Source organism: Candidatus Hydrogenedentota bacterium (assembly GCA_035450225.1).
Taxonomy (GTDB): Bacteria; Hydrogenedentota; Hydrogenedentia; order Hydrogenedentales; family SLHB01; genus DSVR01.
On sequence record DAOTMJ010000045.1, the window covers coordinates 1 to 19144 of the forward strand.

Consider the following 19144-nt stretch of genomic DNA (forward strand, 5'->3'; position numbering starts at 1 on the left):
TCAATTTGACATGACCCGCCCCAATCGCTTCCTTAGCCGGGGATTACGGGAAAACCAAAAACTTGACATTCCCGGAAGGAATGTTTATAATATAGTTTAGTATACCTGAGCGGCGATTGACCTTCAAATCATAGTAAGGATCTTTCGATCCGCGGGCGCCATCCTACGGGATGCCCTGGGCGCCTCCCAGTGAGGCGTCCTTTATTTTTTCCGTGAGGCGCGCCCATTCATTGCTCCGCTTTTCCTGCCACACCCGATTGCGCATACCCTGTGGGCCCAATCGGAATTCGGCGCCACATGACGAAATCGCACGCCCTCCAACAAACGGAAAAGCGGCAACAGGCCGCTTCTATTGTAAACACAGCATCCTTGCCGCGTTCCTTGCGTGCGGCTTAAGGATGCAGTAAGCACAGGGGAAAGAGAGCGGCGAATTGACCCGCGCCGCGGGGGAGGGTATGCTACGCCGGTTGGACAACGCGATGGAAAACGCATGGGAGGAAAGGACGATGTGTCGAATGGTTGTATGGACGGCATGGGCGACAGCGGTTCTCTTGGGTGTGGCTTTCGTGGCCGTGGCGCAGGATATCACGCCGCCGCGGATTTTGTTCTTGAGTAAGTCGGAAGGGTTCGAGCACAGCCCGGTGGCCGTCAAGGGCGATCAGCCGAGTCTGGCGGAAACGATTCTCGGGCGGCTTGCGCGGGAAAACGGGTCGCCTTTCACCAGCACGAAGGATGCGAGCCTGATCAATGCGGACAATCTCAAGAACTACGATCTGGTGTGTTTTTACACGCAGGGCGACTTGACGCGCCCCAGCAAGGACGGCGGCGCGCCGATGGGTGAAAAGGGCCAGGCCGAACTGGTGGAGTGGGTCCGGAACGGCGGGCGTTTCATGGGTTTTCATTCCGCGTCGGACACGTTTCACACGCCGGCCGGCGGCGAGGTGACGCCCTATTTGAAGATGGTGGGCGCCGAATTCGTCACGCACGGCGCGCAGTTCAAGGGCACGCTGAAGATTGTGGATCCGGCGCATCCGGCGATGGCGAGCATTCCGGCGGATTGGAGTTTCGAGGAGGAGTGGTATCTGTTCAAAAATTTCAACACGGAAACGATGCATGTGCTGGCGTTGCTGGACCCGGGCGAGGCAGGGGCAAAACAGGCGGCGTATCGCATTGCGCCGTATCCGGTGATTTGGTGCAGCGCGCTGGGCAAGGGCAAGGTGTATTTCAGCGCCCTCGGCCATCGCGAGGATCTTTGGGAAAATCCGACGTTCCAGGCAAGTATCGTGGACGCGGCCATGTGGTTGATGGAAGAAGGAACGGACGGCACGGAGCCCAATTTCGACAAGGTCGTGCCAAAGGAAGACGCCGCTAAAAAATAGCGGTTCACATCACGCGATCGGAAAAGAACATGGCGCTCGACGTGGAAGTCAATCCGGGCGGTCCGCGTGCGTTCGTGCAGACGGCGCGGGCGGCGGGCGAGCTTGACCGGTGGCGGCAAATCGGCGAGGACGAGGCCGCGATGGCCGCCGACATGGTTCGTCGAAACGAGCTTTCGGGCGGAACGCCCGTGGTGCGCGAATTCGAACAGGCGTGGCGGGCGTGGATGGGCACGAAGTTCGCCGTGTCGGTGGTGAACGGCACATCGGCCTTGTACTCGGCGTATTTCGGACTGGGAGTCGGGCCGGGCGACGAGGTCGTTTGTCCCGTCAATACTTGGATTTGCAGCATCGCGCCGGCCCTGCTGCTGGGCGCGCGGCCCGTTTTCTGCGACATCAATCCGGATACGCTTCTGATCGATCCGGCCGACATGAAACGGAAAATAACACCGCGGACGCGTTGCCTGTGCGCCGTGCATCTTTGGGGAAACGTCTGCGACATGGACGCGATCATGGCCGTTTCGCGGGAGACGGGCGTCGCCGTGGTCGAAGATTGTTCCCACGCGCACGGCGCAAAGTACAAAGGGCGCATGTGCGGCGCGATCGGCCATGTTGGCGCATGGAGTTTGCAGGGCTCGAAGGCGGTCAGCGCAGGGGAAGGGGGCATGATCGCCACGGACGACCTCGATGTGTTCGAGCGGGCATGCCTTGTCGGACAGGTCAACCGCATCGCGGGCATTGATTTGGTCGGGGCAAAATATGCGGAACTTCAACCGCTTGGGCTGGGCATGAAGTTCCGGGCGCATCCCCTGGGCATCGGCATCGCGGCGGTCCAATTGAAAAAACTGCCGGAATTGAACCGGCGCCGCGCGGCGTATTTCGCCGAAGTGGAGGCCGGACTGGATTCGATTCCGGGATTGCGCCCCATCACGGTCCACGAGGGCGCCGAGCGCGGCGGTTTTTATGGATTCCCAATCATTCACGAGCCGGAGGCCATGGGGGGTCTGTCCACCGCGGACTACGTCGAGCGAATCAAGGCGCTTGGCGTGGGCGCGTCGCTTTCGCCGTATCCGAACCTGCACGACTTGCCGCTGTTTGCCAAAGGCTTCGATATTTTTACGCGCAATCGCGGTCCCTTGTGTGCGAACGAGGGCTACACCGGATACCGCCCCGGCGATTTCCCGAATGCCGAACGCGCGATGGCCCGGACGATTTTCCTGCCGGTGCTCAGCGATCCGGCCCCCGGCGCCGCGCAGGCCGTCCTGCGGGCCTTGCGCGAAGCGGCCGGCGCATAACACACCATTGATGCAAAAAAAGGATCGGGACTTCTCAGTCCCGGCACGCATCCGTTCCGAAGAGGGCGAGAAATTCGTTTTTCAATCCCTCGGTGGCGGCCAGCAGATACGGCCTTTTCGATGCCCCGTGCGCGGGTTTTATCAACATGCGCGCAAGATCTTCTTCCAGAATGGGCCGCCCGTCGAGGCCGCACAGGATTGCGCCGGCTCGGCGGGCGATATAGGCGCCGGGCGCCATGTCGTGCGGTAATTGGCCCAGCAAATCGAACACGGCGTCAATGCGTTTGGATCCGTCAATGAGTTTCATCATCATTGGATTGCCCGCCAAATTATAGATGCGCATGCGCTTGAATGAGTCGTCCTTGACGGTTTCGAATTCAGCCAGTTTCGCAGCAAAACGCCTGTTTCCCGCAACGGACATGAAATTGGCGGGCTGCTGGCCGTAGAACGACAGCGAGGCTTCCTGCAAGGCCGTGACAGACGACGGGCCGGTCACGTCAATGACGCGCGGCTGACCGCGGCGGACATGCCAGAGAAATTTCCGCACCGGCGCCGATCGATCCTCGATTGCAAAGTAGACGGCATCGTTCGGAATGCCGACGAACGACGCCAGAATCCTGCATTCGGGCGGATAATAGAACACCATCGCCGAACACCAGTTGGACAAGCCCCGCTCGAGCAAATCCGTGCCATCGAGCATGTCGAGCAGCACGACCAGTCGATCCTCGCGCGATAGATCGAGATCCTCCTTCAAAAGACTCTCTTCCCCGATCACGCGGGGGCGGTATTTCCTCAATTTCTTGCGCAGTTCGGCCTCGGTGTAATCCTCCGCGAAGACATCCACGCGCAACGCAGCCTTTTTCCGCGCACCGACAATGACCGGATCCAGCGCCCGGGCCGGATTGTCTATCACCATGCCCTGGATCTTCTGCTGCACTTCCAAGATCGTGGCGCAACCCACATCCACCATCGTGTCGAGATCGAATTCCTTCATACTGCCTTTTTCCCCATGTCGGGCATCAACGCTTCACGTCGCCGACGACAAACAGCCCGCAATCCCGTCATGGATCCTTTCATAACGGAAACGTTACCCGGCGGCCTTCACGCGCCGCCTTGTAGGCGCCGAGGATCATTTCGACGGCCACGCGGCCGTCGTGTCCCGTCGCGGCCGGCGGGGTCTCGTTCACAAGACTGTCCACCCAAGGCCTCGGCACGGCTTGAATCCGGCAACCGTGGCCGGGAGGAATCGGAACGCCGAGGTCCTGCCACTTGCCCTCGCCGTACTTGAACATCTTGACGGCTATCCCGCCAGGCAGCCGCGTGTCGCACGACGGCGCGTCCCCGTAATTTTGGATCACGCAGCCTTTCTCCCCGTAGATTTCGGTCGTGTTTTCCGACGCCATGACCGTCGAACTGTTGAAAACGATCCCCATTTCCCCCTGTGCGAAACGGAACACGGCCACACCGTTGTCGTCGGGCGCGACATGGGTGATTACATTGTCAATTTCGGCTATCACGCTGACGGGCTTGCCGAGCATCCAGTGGAACCAGTCGGCGGGATGCGTCGCGTCGTCCATGAACATGCCCATGTTCTTGTCGGCCTCGATATGCCAATGCGTCGGCCCGTTGACGAACGATTCCATGAGCAGCACGCCGATGCAGTGGCGGCGGCGAATGACTGCGATACGGCCCAATTCGCCCGACTGGACAATCTCGCGCATCCGGATGTTGGCCGGGTCGTGACGCATCTGGAAGGCCACGGCAAGCATCACGCCCGCTTTTTCCGCCGCCGCGATCATGCGGTCGCAATCCTCGAGCGAGAGGGCCATAGGCTTCTGGCAGAGGATGTGCTTTCCGGCCCGCGCCGCCGCGATGCACAATTCTGCGTGCCGGCATGTCTCGCTGCCCACCATGACCGCCTGCACATTCGGATCGTCCAAGACATCTTCGACATGCGGCGTGTAGCGCATCCCCGCATTGTCACACACCCCCTTGCCCCGTTGTTCATTGTCGTCGTATGCCGACACCAGCCTCACATCGGCAAAATTCTTCATCACGTCCACATACGCACCGACATGGCCATGCGCAAAACTCAATACCCCAATCCCGACAGGCGCTTTCATACTTCGATCCTTTTTTTCGTTCCGGTTTGACGGGTACGGTAGCGCAACGGAATCGGCCATGTAAAGTGGCCGCGCCGATATCTCTTGCTTTTCGGTCTTGAAGCGGCTATCTTACGTCACGGATTCAAAGAGGAAGTACCCCTCATGACACTATTTTCCAAGATTTCCGTATTGTATCACGTTCTCAAATGGCGGCTGACATGGAACCGGCGCGACACGCATTATCGGTTCACGATTCCCGACAATCCGAAATTCATGGGACCGCGTGACGCCGTCAAATTGATCCCCGACGGCGCCGTCGTGGCCGCTTCGGGTTTGGGCGCCAATCAATGGGCGTCCATCCTGTATTGGTCCATTCGGGAATTGTTTCAGGAAACGGGCCACCCGCGCGATTTGACCGTCATGGCGATTGGGGGCATGGGCGCTCGGGGCCGCGCGCCGGGCTCGCTGGAAGAACTCGGCCTTCCCGGCTTATGCACGCGTTTTTTCAGCGGACATCTCGAAACCTTCAAGGCGATGCTTCGTCTGGCAGACCAAGGAAAACTGGAACTCCAATGCATTCCCCAAGGGGTCATGGCGTTCCTCATCGAGGGCCAAGGCCACGGGGAAACATCCCTGTTGACAAGCACCGGCATCGGCACATTCATGGATCCGCGCGTGGGGCGCGGATCGCCCGTAAGACCGCCCGCCGGGGAACAATGGGTTGCGGTTGAAAACGGCAAATTGCGCTACCGGCTTCCCCCGATAACGGTCGCGATGTTCAACGCGCCATCGGCGGACCGCGAAGGCAATATCTACATGAGGCACACGGCCATGCTCGCGGAGAGTCGCGAAATTGCAAAGGCCGCGCGGGCAAACGGTGGATTGGTTATCGTCAATGTCGGGTACGTCGTCGAAAAAAATTCGGACGATATCTTTCTGCCGGCATCGGATGTGGACGCGGTCGTTGTCTACCCCCGCACGGAACAGACGGGTTCCGTCAAACATCGCAAACACTGGCCGATGTTCACTACCGAAAGCGACATGCCGATCGCGGAAAGCGTTGCCAAACTCAAGTACGCCAACGAAACTCTGCGCATCACGCCGAGACGCACAGCGGTGGACGATTCGCTTGCGCGCTTGGCCGCGACGGCTTTCGCGGAAAACGTTCGCCGGGGCAGCCTGGTCAACATCGGCGTCGGCCTGCCGGAAGAAGTTTGCCGGCTGCTGTACGAGGCGGGACTCTACGAGGACATCACCCTGTTTACGGAAAGCGGCGTCATTGGTGGATTGCCAGCGCCGGGCGTCTTTTTCGGCGCTGCGATATGTCCCAAAAAGATGATTACCAGCGCGGAAATTTTCCATCGGTGCTACGAAAGCCTGGATGTGAGCATCCTGGGGATGCTGCAATGTGACAGCGATGGAAACGTCAACGTTTCCAAACGCGGCGAGGGCGCAATCAATTACGTCGGACCGGGGGGATTCATTGACTTCACGACCGCGGCGCGGACGATTATCTTCGTCAGTAGTTGGATGCTGGGTGGAAAGATTCGTCTGGAAGGCAATGCCCTGCGCATCGTCGAATACGGCAAGCCGAAATTCATCGCCAATGTGGACGAAATTACCTTCAGTGGACGCCAAGCGCTTGCCACGGGCAAGAAAGTGCTTTACGTGTCCAATGTGGGCATTTTCCAGTTGACGCCGCGCGGTATGGAACTGGTGCGTATCGTGCCCGGCATTGACATCAGGAAAGATATTCTGGATTTTTCCCCCATGCGGATTCTATTGCCCGAATCGGGCGATGTTCCCACGGTGGATCCGATAGTCGTTTCGGGAAAAGGGTTCCGACTGTCTTTCAAGTAAAGGGTTTCCGCGCATGATGACGGCGATTATCGGCATAATGAGTGCGGCCATGGCCGCCCCGATCAACGGTTCGTATCTGGCGCGCGTGGCGCATGCGATCGAATGTGCCCGGGGCGACCTATCCGCCATGCAGCCGGTTGCCGAACGGGCCGCCGCCGCTCTGGCCAACGGAGGGAAACTATGGGCGGCGGGCCAGCCCTCGCTCGTCAGCGAAATCAGCGGACGCGCCGGCGGCTTTATGATGATTCGCGCACTGGGAAGCGAGCCGCCTGATCCCGCCGATGTGGTTTTGTACACGCCCGAAATCGGCGCCGGCATGCCTGACCCCCTGAAAAACACGCAGGCGCTTGTAGTGACCTTCGGTTCAAGGCCGGTTCATGATCAATGGCCGTTTTTTCCGAATCATGCCGAAGAGGCAGGCATCTCCCCCACGCTGGCAAACGCCATTCCCGCATGGATTTTTACCGGCGAAACGATCGCCGCGTTGACCCGGCTCGGCAAAATGCCGGTCATTTACGAAAGTATCGGCTCATACAGCGGCATCCCGCGCATCACGCAGTACAAGAACGGCGATATTGCCTTTCACGACGATAAAGAAGTCCCCCCCGTGGCAGCGGGTGTCATCGCCAACCGCTATATCAACACAATCAAGGCCATGCTGGATCGCGTGGATCGCGAACAACGCCGCCAACTCGACAAAACAGGCGCATGGTGCCGAGCGGCGAGAAAGCGGGGCGCACAATTGTTCATGTACAGCATGGGCCACCTGTTTCCGGACGAAGTGGGTAAAACAGACATCGGAAAACTGTTTCATTCGGACGTGTGGAACGCGGGATTCCGCACGTCGCCGAAACCCGATGACGTTTATCGTCCCGGCGACATGATTGTGCTCATCGGATACCAGCAGCCGCCGGACGATCTCCTCCGCAAGGCACGGCCGGCCGGCGCCCGTGTCGCTTTCACGGCGCTCCGGCACGAACGCGATTTTGCTCATGATCGCGGCGTTATATGGATTGATCCCATGTGGGATTGGCCCGACGCCTGCGTGCCCCTCGAAGGCTACGACGTGCCCTTGCTCGCCGCGTCGGGCCTGATAAACGGCGCGATCGCGTGGGAAATCCACCGCCTTGCGGTTCAGAACTGAACGTTCCAGTTGACCGGTGCTGATTCGATACAGCGAAAACCGAGTTTGTAAACTTTCCCGTCCTGTTCCGTTTTGGGCGCTTCCGCCGAACAATAGGACGATTTCACCGCATATTCGTCCGGCACAAAAATACGCAGGTTATAATCCGTCTCCGCGATGCCGGTAAATGTTCCCGACAAGAGGCGGGTTTGCGCATTCCATTCGAGGCGGGTGAAATCGGTGGCCCCTTGAGTGAAATGCCGATCCGTGGCGAGAAACATCGGTCGGCCCTCATAGGCTCGCAGACCCAGCAGCCGAACGCTGCCCGGCGGCATGTCGAGCATCAGCCTCCCCTTGGCGAGGCCATAGAACTTGTCGCGCCAGAAATCATAGACGGTATAGTAGCGGTTGAAATTGAGACCCAGGTTTGTGAAATCGAGGGGAATCTTGGCAGGGGCGGCATCGTTCCAGTTGAATACGGCGACGACATGCCATGATCCCACGGCGCATTGAATCGGAAGCGACCAAATCGCAGGCGTTTTGCCTTCAAAGAGATCGACAGGGCGCGCAGAGCGGCCAATGGTGGGCAGAAGCCGTGTCAAAAGGGCGCGCTGTCCGGCGTCGAGGTCCGGAGGCCAATCGCCCATTTTGATCACGCCGCCGGTCAGGGCGGCGGCCGTCAGCCATGCCTGCGCCTGTTCGGCGGACAAGGGAGGTCTATGGCCCACACTCCACCGTTCCCGTGTGGAATCAATCCCAAAATAGGAACAGTCCGTGTCGGCTATCCAACAATGCGGCGCAAAATAATAGCGCCGGGCGGCGTTCGTCATCGCCTCGACACATCCCCAAGGTTTCCGGCCTGTCTCCCGGCGCCAAACCGGCGCCGTGACCTGCGCCGGGGAAAAAGAGGTAATCAACGATTCCCCGCCTAGCCCTTCGCGCAAGGCTTGCACGCCCATCCGAAACACATCCACGCGCGTAACACCCACCGCGGCGTACCGATCCGCATACAGCAACCGGCATGCAAAATCGCCCTGTTGCAACGTGTCGAATCCCCAATCGTTCCCGACGCGCGCAGCCAGATCCCGCACCCACGCGTACGCCTCGGGGATTGTCACATCTATGATGCGATCATCCGGGTCCAGCATGGAACGGTACGCCTCGGCCGGTTGGCGCAACCAATCCGGATGTTCCCGCGCAACGGCGCTGTTTACATGGGCGGTAAACGGATCCAACCAAAGGCCGGCCGTCATTTTTCGCGAATGGATCTGGTCGGCCAGCCATTTCATGCCATGCGGAAACTTCGCGGAATCCGGTTCCCAAGTTCCCGTGGCCTGCTGCCAACCGCCCCCAATCGCAAAATGCGTCCAACCGTAACGTTTCAAATCGCGATCGAACACATCCAACGCCGCCAAAATGTTCGATTCGTTGATGTCGCTCTTGAGGGCGGTGTTCCATGAATCCCAACCGTGCGGCAACCGAAAACCTTGCGGGCCGGCATCGTTGAACGCGCCGACGGCCTGCCCGAAATGCTCCAACCCGTCGAAGGGGTTTCGTTCAGTAAGGGCCACATAAAAAATCTCCGATTCGAGGCGCTTTCCGGGCGGAACCTCGATCGGCGGATCAAATATACAGTCGGCGCGCATGACGGCCCTCGTCGGATCGTCATCCAATTCAAGCATGATTCGTCCGTACGCATGCCGCATGGTCAGAAAACCCGCCGTCAACGACAATCCGCTGGTCGGATTGAAGGCCGTGCAATTGCTTAGACATTGCGTCTTCCCGGCGACGACTTGGGGAACTTCGTCGGTCAAACCCAGATGGCGGCCGTTTTCAAGAATAACGGACCCGCCGGAACCCAACCCCAGATTGAGCGAACCCTTTTTCTCGCCTCCAAGCGCCCATGGAATCAGCGCCTTGATCGTCACGGGCTTTTTGGTTGTGTTTTCGAACGCCACTTGAATCGTCATGAAAGGTTTTGTGGGGTACGTCTCCACAATCCAATCCAGCGTCCCCTTCTTGAACCACATCCCCTGTCCTTCTCCAAGGCGGTTGTTCACGGGAGCGCGGTTGCTGTATCGCGCATCAACGGGAAAAGGTTTCGGCGCGGCCTCCCCCTCAATCCAGATCATCGGATACAGACCGGTGGCAATGGTTTCGATCCGGTTCACCCGAATGTCAATCAGGCCATTCTTGTGAACGGCCACCTCGTATTGATCCGTGTTGATGGTTCGGAAAGCCCTTGGCTCGCGTTGCGCCAACGCAGTATCCGGAACAAGAACCAGCACGGAAAGGCCAATCGAAACAAATAGCCCGCGAATCATGGCAACCCTCCTTCTCAATGATATACCCGCGCCGCGCGAAAGGTTGCAGGCGGCTTATTCGATGGTGACGCGCTTGGCGGTCTGGCTCGACTTGTAGGCCGCCAGCGCCACTTCCAACGCATCCCGTCCGGCCCTGCCGTCCATGGTCAGTTTTTCCACCCCCGTGACCACATCGAGCCAGTAGCCCATCTCCGTGGACCATCCCCCTTCCGTGGGCGATTTGTCCAGCGTTTTCCATTCGTGTTTGCCGTCGCGCCCCGCCGATGCCTTGCCCCCCACCAGATACACGCCCCGCGTGTAGTCGCAGATGATGGATCCCTCGGTCCCGTAGATTTCAAGGCCGCTGAATCCGGGACGGCTGGTCCAGCCCACTTCGATGTATCCGAGCGCGCCGCTCTTGAATTCGAGCAGCAACAACGCATTGTCATCCACTTCGATTTTCTTGACGAGCGTCGCCGCCTTGGCGCTTACGGCCACGATCGGGCCGAAAAGCCACAGGCATAAATCAATCGCATGAATGCCCATGTCCAGCATCGCGCCGCCTGCCGCCAGATTCTTCTGGTAAAACCAATCACTCTTGGCCCAGCCGGGAAACGGCCCCCCATGCGCAAACCGCACGCGGATCATGAACGGTTTTCCCAGCGTCTTCTCCTCGAGTAGTTCCTTGCATTTCTTCGGGCCATTGAAAAGCCGGTGCGTGAAGCCAATCATCAGTTTGCGCCGGACTTTTCTCGCGGCGGCGATCATCAGGTCGGCCTCTTGCAGCGTCGTTGAAATGGGCTTTTCGCACAAGACATGGCATTTCGCCTCCAGCGCGGCGATTACGGCTTCGGCATGATACTTGTTCGGCGTGCACACGCTGACGACATCGAGTTTTTCCCGGGCAAGCATGTCGCGGTAATGCGCATAGCCCCGCATCTCGCCATAGGACAGCGCCATCTCCTTGTGGCGCTCCGGTTCGGGGTCGGCGAAAGCCACCAATTGCGCCCGATCATCTTTGAGATAACCCGGCAGGTGGCACGCCTGCGCAATCGAACCCACCCCGATAACCCCCACGCGAAACTTCTTCGTTTCCGACATCGGCGCTTCTCCTCTCGCACTTGGCGGAATATAGTCTACGACGCTTTACGCAGTAGTTCAAACAGGGGTCTTTCAATTTTGGCGAGAAAGTAGTACAATGAAACCGGCACATGGGAAAGATAGGAGCAGGGAGCAACGGCCCGAACAGGGCAGGGGTATTTCATGAGGCGTGACGGGAACGAACCGGAGAAGGCGGAAGCCGATCAAGGGGCATCTCCGGCGACAAAATATGATTTGCCGCCGCGCGTCGCGTGGTATGTCGTCATTTCACTGTCGCTGGTTCTTTCCCTTCATTTACTGGGCCGTGTGGGCTTTTACCAAGGCTGGTATAGTTTTTTTATCGCCGATACCATTACTTTTTTCAGTCTACTTCTGTTGGGCATTGGGACCACGTTTGTCTTGTCCGTCGTGTATGCCGTACGGCCGATCACTTTTCTGGCGGCCATCGGCATCGCCCTTATCTTGGCCGGCCAGATCATCAATGTCATGGATGGCATCTCATCTTTCGGCGGCAATGTGCGTCCGGTCGTGAGGCCGTTCCATCTGGTCAAGGAACCGCTCATGAGCACCGGCATTGTATTGTTCATCGGCGGCCTCTTCTGGGGAGTGTATGAAACCCACCGGGCCAAGCAACGGCTCCAAGTCGAACAGGAAACGCTCCGTGTCCAGATGGAGGAAAAACGGAAAGCGTTCGAGGAGCTTGAGCAGACGCGAGCACAACTTGAAAATCGCGTGGCCGAACGCACCGCCGAACTGATGCGGATCAACCGGCAATTGGAACAAGAAATCGCCGAACGCCGCCTCATCGAAACGGCTTTGCGCGACAGCGAGCAACGCTACCGGACTGTCTTGGAGGATCAGACGGAAATCATCAGCCGGTTCCGGCCCGATGGCACATTCGTGTTTGTGAACGACGTTTTTTGCCGCTTTTTCAATAAAACAAGAAACGATCTGATTGAAAAACCCTGGCAACCCCTGGCGCATGAGGATGACCGTCCGATCATCGAAGAGCAACTCGGAAAGATGTCGCCGGACAACCCCGTCGTTGTTATCGAAAACCGTGTCTATGCCGGCACGGGGGAAATCCGCTGGATGCAGTTTGTCAACCGGGGCTTCTTCGATAAAACGGGACGCCTGATCGAAACCCAGTCGGTGGGCCGCGACATCACGGAACGCAAGCAGGCCGAGGAGGCGCTGAAAGAAAGCGAGGAATCCCTCCGGTTCATGATAGAAAGCGTGGACGATGTTTTTTGGCAGTTGACACCCGATCTGCGCGCGGCGTATGTCAGCCCGGCGGACGAACGGCAGCGGGGATACAAAGCGGAAGAAGTCATTGGGCGATCCGTTTTGGAATTTATAACCCCGCGGTCGCTTGCCTCGTTCAAGGCGCAATTCAGCGAGCGTTTGAAACTCATGGAACAGGGAATCAATCCGGGAAGCGCGACCTATGAACTGGAGCAAATCCGAAAGGACGGAACCCTAATTTGGACCGAAACGGTGTCGGCGCCCCTGTTCGATTCGGAAGGCCAATTGCTCGGATTTCAGGGCATCACGCGCGATATTGATCGCCGTAAAAAAGCCGAGGAGGCTCTTCGCGAAAGCGAGGCGAAATACCGCGAACTGGTCGAAAGCGCCAACAGCGTCATCATGCGCATGGACGTGAACGGCAACATCCTTTTCTTCAATCATTTCGCGCAGGAATTTTTCGGGTACACCGAGGAGGAAATCATCGGACGCAATGTCATCGGAACCATCCTGCGCCCGGAAGATTCCGACGGGCGCGCCCACGAGGCAATGATAAAGGGTATCGGGGAACACCCGGAACAGTATCTGTGCAATGAAAACGAAAACTGCCGGAAAAACGGGGACATCGTCTGGATATCGTGGACCAACCGGCCGATCCGCGACGAAAACGGCCGCATAAAAGAAATCCTTTGCATCGGAAACGACATCACCGAACGCGTAAAGGCGCAGCGCCTGATCCTGGAACAGCAGTTGCTCATGCTGAACGCGGCGCGCCTGTCGGCCTTGGGCACGATGGCAAGCGGCATCGCGCACGAGATAAACAATCCCATGGCCATTATTTCGGTCGGCGCCGAACAACTCGAACGAAGTCTCGACGATCCCCGCCTTTCAAACGAATACCGGGCAAACGTGACCAAGACCATCGTGCGCAATGTCAAGCGCGTTCAACATATTGTCCAAGGACTGCGGAATTTGTCCAGGGACGGCTCGTCCGACGCATTCGTGCGGGAATCAGTCGCCACCATCGTCACAGAAACACTGGAAGTGTGCATGGCGCGTTGTAGAGACGCCGGCATCACACTGACGGTGTCGCCCATACCGAATGAACTCCATATTGAATGCCGCTCTGCCCAATTGGGCCAAGTGCTGCTCAACCTGATCAACAATGCCTACGACGCCGTCAAAGAATTGCCGGAAAAATGGATACGGCTCGACGTCGAAGATGAAGGGACGACTATTCGATTTGCCATAACCGACAGTGGACACGGCTTGGGCAGAGACATTCAGGAAATGGCTTTTATTCCCTTCTTTACCACGAAACAGACCATCGGAGGCATCGGTCTTGGTTTGAGCATTTCGCGCCGGATGGTCGAAAACCACCACGGCGACTTGTTCTTGGACGCCGCGTCCTCGAACACGCGATTTGTGGTGCGTCTCCCCAAACGGCAAACCGTCGAGGCGTGACAAGCGGCTGGCTGAAATCGGGCTTGCGTTGATTCCCCATTCATCTTTTCAGCATCTACGAATAGCCGCGTCCTCGGTTGACCGCATGGCCTTCCGCGGATGACGCAGATACGAGCGGATTGAGTACAGGACAGAGGTGTCCCTACCCGGCAATACCAAAATTGGATGCGGGAAAAATGATATCATCCAGGACATGCAAACAAACCAGCAACCGATTCGACCCATGCCGAATCCAAACCTGTGGCAAATATTCCGGACCTTTTTGATTCTCGGGTGCTCGGCGTTCGGCGGACCGGCCATCATCGTTCATCTACGCGAAGATCTCGTGCGGAGTCGCGGCTGGGTAAGGGCTGAGGCATTCGACGACGGCATCGGACTGTGCCAGGCGATTCCCGGCGCCACGGGAATGCAGATGGCGGGGTATTTGGGATTGCGCATCGGCGGCATTCGCGGGGCGCTGGCGGCCTTTGTGGGTTTTGGACTGCCGGCGTTTCTACTCATGCTCGCCCTGTCCGCCGTGTACAGCCGGACACACAATTTGCCGTCTATTCTTGCAATGTTCAACGGATTGCAGGCTGTGGTCGTGGCCTTGGTGGCGCATGCGGCGTGGTCCTTCGGCCGGGAATTTGTGAAGTATCGGCAGGACGTACTGCTGGCCTTCAGTGTCGCGATCTATCTCGGACTTGGCGGCGTTCCGTATATCGCCATCCCCGTCGCGGCCTTGGCCGGATTTTGGCTTTACCGGCGTGTGGGCGACGAAGAATCGCCGCGATCGCCCGCGCCCTTTACGCAACGGAGAAACGCATGGCGGGCGGCCGCGCTTGTCGTGTCCGCAGCGTTGGCCGGCATGGTGGTGCTTTTCTTCGTGGACCGCTCGCTTTTCAATCTGGCCTTCACGATGATGCGGATTGACCTGTTTGCCTTCGGCGGAGGATACGCCGCCCTCCCCATCATGCTGCACGAGGTGGTGGATGCCCGGCATTGGCTGGACGCGCGGACATTCATGGACGGCATCGCACTGGGCCAAGTCACGCCCGGACCGATCATCATCACCGCCACATTCGTGGGCTACATGCGCGAAGGGCTGGCCGGGGCCTGCGCGGCGACCATGGGGATCTTCCTTCCCTCGTTTCTGGTGCTGCTGGCGCTGGCCCCGGAATTCCACCGCCTGCGCCGCCGTCCCGCAGTCCGGTGCGTGCTTCGTGGAGCCGTGGCATCCTTCGTCGGCCTCCTTCTTGCCACCACCGCGATGCTCGGCATGGAAGTGCCCTGGAATCCATCGTTGGCCGCAGTCGGAACGGCGGCGTTTGCGGCCTTGCTCCTGCGCGCCAAGGTGCCTTGGGTCATCCTGGGCGGCGCCGGTGTCGCGTGGCTGCTGCAGTAGAAAATTCGTCGAATGTGTGAGCTTTCTTTGATTGCCCTGCCGACAGCGGACTATAATCCGGCTGTTTCCAATCCATCCCACGGAGGTGTATTTCATGATACGTGTAGGTCTTGTAGGCGCCATTGGTTACGGCGGGCGTGAATTGATACGCCTGCTGAATTTGCATCCCGAGGCGAAACTGGTGGCCGCGGCGGAAGTCGAGGCAGGAAAATCCATCCAGGAATTGTTGCCGGCCTTTGGTAAACTCGTGGATGTGGTATGCGAAAAATTCGACCCGGCGGCGTTGGCGAAGAAGTGCGACGTGGTGTTCATCGCGGTGCCGGGCACGAAGTCCATGGCGTTGGGCGCGGCATTGCGCGAGGCGGGCGTTCGCACGGTGGACATGGGTCCGGACTTCCGCATCAAGGATCTGCGTCTCTACTCCGAATACTACAAGGTCGAGCACACGGCGGGCCAATGGGTGCCGGAAGCGGTGTACGGCCTTGTTCCCTATTATCGCGATCAATTGCGAGACGCCCAATTGGTGGCGGCGCCCGGTTGCTACCCTGCGAGCGTGATCTTGCCGATGCGACCGCTCGTGGACGCTCCCATTGACAAGGATGTCCCAATCGTTGTGGACGCGATTTCGGGTCTTTCGGGCGCGGGCCGGGCCGTGGCGGAGGCTTTCCACTTCCCGGAAATGAATGAAAACGTCAAGGCCTACCGTATCGGAAATCACCAGCATACGCCGGAAATCGAACAGGAGCTGCTGAATGCCTTTACGGTGCAGTTCACGCCGCACGTGGGCGCTTATACACGCGGAATTCTCAGCACGATAACCGTGCATCTCAAGGAAATCTTCGATGTGGCGGCCTGCTATGAACGCTACGCGGACGAGCCGTTCGTGCGCGTGCTCGGCGAAGGCAAACCGGCGGAAATCCGTTATGTGCGTGGCTCGAATTTCTGCGATATCGGTTGGGTCGTGGACAAACGCACCAAAAACCTGATTATCGTCAGCGCCATAGACAACCTCGTCGGCGGCACGGCAGGCATGGCGGTGCAGTGCATGAATGTCATGTTCGGGCTGCCGGAGACAACCGGCCTTAAACTGGCGGGGATGATGCCATGACGACCATCCCGGGCGGCGTAACAGCGGCAAAAGGCTTCCAAGCAACAGGCGTCGCTGCGGCCATCAAGCCGAATTCGACCAAAAAGGATTGCGCGCTCATCGTCAGCGACCGATTGGCGACAGCGGCCGGCACATTCACGCGCAACCTATTCAAGGCGCCTCCGGTGCGCTGGAGTGAAAGCGTATGCACGCGCGGCGTCGCGCGGGCGATTTTCGCGAACAGCGGCAATGCGAACGCCTGCACGGGCGATCGCGGCTATGCCGATGCCCAGGCAACGGCAAAAATGGTTGCCGAGGGCATCGGCGCACGATCCGAGGAGATCTGCGTGTTGAGCACGGGAGTCATTGGCCTCCCGTTGCCGATGGACCGTATCGCGTACGGCGTGCGGGAATGCCTGGCATCGCTGCGCGCGGACGGCAGCGCGGATGCCGCCGCCGCCATTATGACCACGGATACCGTCCCGAAAGAAACAGCCGTCGAACTAGCGCTTTCGGGCGGCACGGTGCGGCTGGGCGCCATCGCGAAGGGCGCGGGCATGATTGCGCCCAACATGGCCACCATGTTCTGCCTGTTGACCACGGATGCCGCCATCGAACCGGAGCCGCTCGCCAAGATTCTGCGCGAATCCGTCGAGGTATCCTTCAATCAAATATGCGTGGACAACGACATGAGCACAAGCGACTCGGTCATCTGTTTGGCGAACGGGGCATCGGGCACGCCGGTTCTACAGCCGGGCACGGACGACTTCGGGCGCTTTGCCGCCGCATTGCGCGACGTGTGCATTCACATGGCCCAATCGCTGGTACGCGACGGGGAAGGCGCGACAAAATTCGTCGAAATTGCCGTGAATGGCGCCTCTTCCGACAACGACGCAAAGATCATCGCGCGCGCCATCGCGACATCCCAACTGTGCAAGACGGCCTTTTTTGGGCAAGACCCCAACTGGGGGCGTTTCGCCTGCGCCGCAGGCTATTCCGGCGCATCGTTCATCCCGGAGAAACTGTGCATGTGGATTGACGATATCCAAGTCATGCGCGACGGGATGCCGGCCGAATACAAGGAAGAAGACGCGGCAGCCTGCATGCGCAAGCCGGAATTCCGCATTCGCGTGGAAGTCGGAAATGGACCGGGAAAAACCGTATTCTGGACATCGGATTTGAGCCACAATTACGTGGAAATCAATGCAGATTACAGGACGTAGTTGCCGCCCGAGGCGCTTGCGGGCACGACAGAAGGAGAAAAATGGAAGCGGTTATACAAAAAGCATCGGTGTTGGTCGAGGCGTTGCCGTACATTCGGAAGTTCGAGGGCAAGACGGTCGTTATCAAGTACGGCGGCAGCGCCATGACGGATCCCCGCATCCGCAAGAGCACGGCGGAAGATGTCGTGTTGATGAAATATGTCGGCATGAATCCGATCGTCGTACACGGCGGCGGACCGGCCATCAACGGCATGTTGAAACGGCTGGCCATCGAATCCAAGTTCCATCAGGGGCGCCGTGTAACCGACGATGCCGCCATTGAAGTCGTGGAAATGATCCTGGCCGGAACGGTCAACAAGGACATCGTCACGCTGCTCAACCAAGCCGGCGGACAGGCCGTCGGCCTTTCCGGCAAGGATGCGAATCTGCTGCACGCGCGAAAGATCGAGTTCGAGGACGGCGCCGATATCGGACATGTCGGCCAGATTGTCAATGTGCATACCCGCATCCTCAACGTGCTCTGCGCGGCAGGCATGATTCCCGTCGTCGCGCCACTCGCGACAGACGCGGAGGGGGGCACGTGGAACATCAATGCGGACACCGCCGCGGGCGAAGTGGCCGCGGCGCTTCAGGCCGAAAAACTTGTCTTTCTGACGGACACGCCGGGTGTGCTGCGCGACAAGGATGACCCGGATTCGCTGATTCACCATCTGCGGCACGGCGAGGTGGCCCAGTTGACGCGCGAGGGAATCATCGCGGGCGGCATGATTCCGAAAGTGGATGCATGCATCAAGGCGCTGGATTACGGCGTGTCGCGCACCCACATCATTGACGGACGCGTTCCACACGCGCTTCTGCTTGAAATTTTTACGGACAAGGGCGTGGGCACGCTCGTCACGCTTTAGACTTACCGGAGGCTCGAAGCCATGTTGCCGGCAGGATACAACACCGCATACGAATTGATCGGCAGGGGCGGCGTGGTGATGTGGCCGATTTTCGTCTGCTCGATCGTCGCGTTGGCCATCGCGATCGAGCGCTTCTACACGCTGCGCCGCATCACAGTCGTCACGCGGGAATTCATGGATCTGATCCGCGCCGCGCTACGGCAGGATCGCGTCCAGGAGGCGTTGCAAACCTGCGACGAAACCCGTGCGCCCATCGCGCGCATCGTAAAAGCGGGCCTGGTCAAGCACAACCGCACCAAAACCGATATCCGCGAGGCCATTGAAGACGCGGGACGGCTGGAAATACCCCGTCTCGAACGTTATCTCGCCGGACTGGGAACCTGCGCGCAAGTCGCGCCGTTGCTCGGCCTGCTGGGTACGGTCCAAGGGATGATCAAATGCTTCGCGGCCATCGAGAACCGCCGAGGCATGGTAAACCCTTCCGATCTCGCCGAAGGCATTGGAAATGCCCTGATCACGACGTTTGCGGGGCTTGTTGTGGGCATTCCCGCCATGGTGGCGTACAATTATTTCGTTACGCGCGTGGACACCATGATCGTTGAAATGGAAGTCGGCGCATCGGAAGCCGTTGAATTGATGACAATGCACCGAACCGGCGAGGACGGATAGGCCC

General features: G+C 58.9%; 14 protein-coding genes. 10 read left to right on the forward strand and 4 right to left on the reverse strand.

The window, feature by feature from the left end; genetic code table 11:
- Nucleotides 1–506 precede the first annotated feature (506 nt).
- On the forward strand, nt 507–1379 hold the full coding sequence (locus tag P5540_17045) for a ThuA domain-containing protein (GenBank protein ID HRT66526.1): 873 nt from the start codon (nt 507–509) through the stop codon (nt 1377–1379).
- A gap of 29 nt (nt 1380–1408) precedes the next feature.
- Nucleotides 1409–2671, forward strand: a complete 1263-nt coding sequence (locus P5540_17050) for a DegT/DnrJ/EryC1/StrS family aminotransferase (protein ID HRT66527.1) — start codon at nt 1409–1411, stop codon at nt 2669–2671.
- A gap of 34 nt (nt 2672–2705) precedes the next feature.
- Here P5540_17050 and P5540_17055 read toward each other — a convergent pair whose 3' ends face one another.
- Entirely contained in the window at nt 2706–3665 is a 960-nt protein-coding gene (locus tag P5540_17055; protein HRT66528.1) for a hypothetical protein, read from the reverse strand.
- A 79-nt stretch (nt 3666–3744) separates the two neighbouring features.
- Nucleotides 3745–4794 carry a Gfo/Idh/MocA family oxidoreductase gene (locus P5540_17060; protein HRT66529.1) on the reverse strand — a complete coding sequence of 350 codons (1050 nt, stop codon included), beginning with the start codon at nt 4792–4794 and terminating at the stop codon, nt 3745–3747.
- Between the two features lie 144 nt (nt 4795–4938).
- Between P5540_17060 and P5540_17065 the strand changes: the two genes are divergently transcribed.
- Both P5540_17065 and P5540_17070 read left to right on the forward strand, forming a co-directional pair.
- Nucleotides 4939–6636 (forward strand): CoA-transferase, encoded by a 1698-nt coding sequence (locus tag P5540_17065; protein HRT66530.1) that lies wholly within the window; start codon nt 4939–4941, stop codon nt 6634–6636.
- A 13-nt stretch (nt 6637–6649) separates the two neighbouring features.
- Nucleotides 6650–7780, forward strand: coding sequence for a hypothetical protein (locus P5540_17070; protein HRT66531.1), 1131 nt, complete (start codon nt 6650–6652; stop codon nt 7778–7780).
- Here the strand turns inward: P5540_17070 and P5540_17075 are convergent.
- Complete coding sequence (locus P5540_17075) at nt 7771–10083, reverse strand: alpha-galactosidase (GenBank protein HRT66532.1); 2313 nt, start codon at nt 10081–10083, stop codon at nt 7771–7773. The two genes, P5540_17070 and P5540_17075, sit on opposite strands and share 10 nt — an antisense overlap.
- Nucleotides 10084–10137: 54 nt before the next feature.
- A complete protein-coding gene (locus P5540_17080) occupies nt 10138–11163 on the reverse strand; it encodes a Gfo/Idh/MocA family oxidoreductase (GenBank protein HRT66533.1) in 1026 nt (341 codons plus the stop codon).
- 162 nt (nt 11164–11325) lie between these two features.
- Here P5540_17080 and P5540_17085 point away from each other — a divergent pair, with 162 nt between their 5' ends.
- The 6 genes from P5540_17085 (at nt 11326) to P5540_17110 (ending at nt 19140) form a co-directional block, all read left to right on the forward strand.
- Nucleotides 11326–13872 (forward strand): PAS domain S-box protein, encoded by a 2547-nt coding sequence (locus tag P5540_17085; GenBank protein HRT66534.1) that lies wholly within the window; start codon nt 11326–11328, stop codon nt 13870–13872.
- A gap of 193 nt (nt 13873–14065) precedes the next feature.
- Nucleotides 14066–15256, forward strand: a complete 1191-nt coding sequence (gene chrA / locus P5540_17090; GenBank protein ID HRT66535.1) for a chromate efflux transporter — start codon at nt 14066–14068, stop codon at nt 15254–15256.
- A gap of 94 nt (nt 15257–15350) precedes the next feature.
- Complete coding sequence (argC, locus tag P5540_17095) at nt 15351–16364, forward strand: N-acetyl-gamma-glutamyl-phosphate reductase (protein HRT66536.1); 1014 nt, start codon at nt 15351–15353, stop codon at nt 16362–16364.
- On the forward strand, nt 16361–17566 hold the full coding sequence (argJ, locus tag P5540_17100; GenBank protein ID HRT66537.1) for a bifunctional glutamate N-acetyltransferase/amino-acid acetyltransferase ArgJ: 1206 nt from the start codon (nt 16361–16363) through the stop codon (nt 17564–17566). The genes argC and argJ overlap by 4 nt, the downstream gene beginning before the upstream one ends.
- Before the next feature lie 41 nt (nt 17567–17607).
- Nucleotides 17608–18471, forward strand: a complete 864-nt coding sequence (argB, locus tag P5540_17105) for an acetylglutamate kinase (protein HRT66538.1) — start codon at nt 17608–17610, stop codon at nt 18469–18471.
- A 21-nt stretch (nt 18472–18492) separates the two neighbouring features.
- Nucleotides 18493–19140 (forward strand): MotA/TolQ/ExbB proton channel family protein, encoded by a 648-nt coding sequence (locus tag P5540_17110; protein ID HRT66539.1) that lies wholly within the window; start codon nt 18493–18495, stop codon nt 19138–19140.
- Nucleotides 19141–19144: the final 4 nt, after the last annotated feature.

Bases quoted from the DNA above. Each gene is read 5' to 3' on its own strand.
- P5540_17065 (HRT66530.1), top strand. From the start codon at position 4,939: ATGACACTATTTTCCAAGATTTCCGTATTGTATCACGTTCTCAAATGG.
- P5540_17110 (HRT66539.1), top strand. From the start codon at position 18,493: ATGTTGCCGGCAGGATACAACACCGCATACGAATTGATCGGCAGGGGC.
- P5540_17075 (HRT66532.1), bottom strand. From the start codon at position 10,083: ATGATTCGCGGGCTATTTGTTTCGATTGGCCTTTCCGTGCTGGTTCTT.
- argB (HRT66538.1), top strand. From the start codon at position 17,608: ATGGAAGCGGTTATACAAAAAGCATCGGTGTTGGTCGAGGCGTTGCCG.
- argJ (HRT66537.1), top strand. From the start codon at position 16,361: ATGACGACCATCCCGGGCGGCGTAACAGCGGCAAAAGGCTTCCAAGCA.
- P5540_17080 (HRT66533.1), bottom strand. From the start codon at position 11,163: ATGTCGGAAACGAAGAAGTTTCGCGTGGGGGTTATCGGGGTGGGTTCG.
- argC (HRT66536.1), top strand. From the start codon at position 15,351: ATGATACGTGTAGGTCTTGTAGGCGCCATTGGTTACGGCGGGCGTGAA.
- P5540_17055 (HRT66528.1), bottom strand. From the start codon at position 3,665: ATGAAGGAATTCGATCTCGACACGATGGTGGATGTGGGTTGCGCCACG.
- P5540_17070 (HRT66531.1), top strand. From the start codon at position 6,650: ATGATGACGGCGATTATCGGCATAATGAGTGCGGCCATGGCCGCCCCG.
- P5540_17045 (HRT66526.1), top strand. From the start codon at position 507: ATGTGTCGAATGGTTGTATGGACGGCATGGGCGACAGCGGTTCTCTTG.
- P5540_17050 (HRT66527.1), top strand. From the start codon at position 1,409: ATGGCGCTCGACGTGGAAGTCAATCCGGGCGGTCCGCGTGCGTTCGTG.
- chrA (HRT66535.1), top strand. From the start codon at position 14,066: ATGCAAACAAACCAGCAACCGATTCGACCCATGCCGAATCCAAACCTG.
- P5540_17085 (HRT66534.1), top strand. From the start codon at position 11,326: ATGAGGCGTGACGGGAACGAACCGGAGAAGGCGGAAGCCGATCAAGGG.
- P5540_17060 (HRT66529.1), bottom strand. From the start codon at position 4,794: ATGAAAGCGCCTGTCGGGATTGGGGTATTGAGTTTTGCGCATGGCCAT.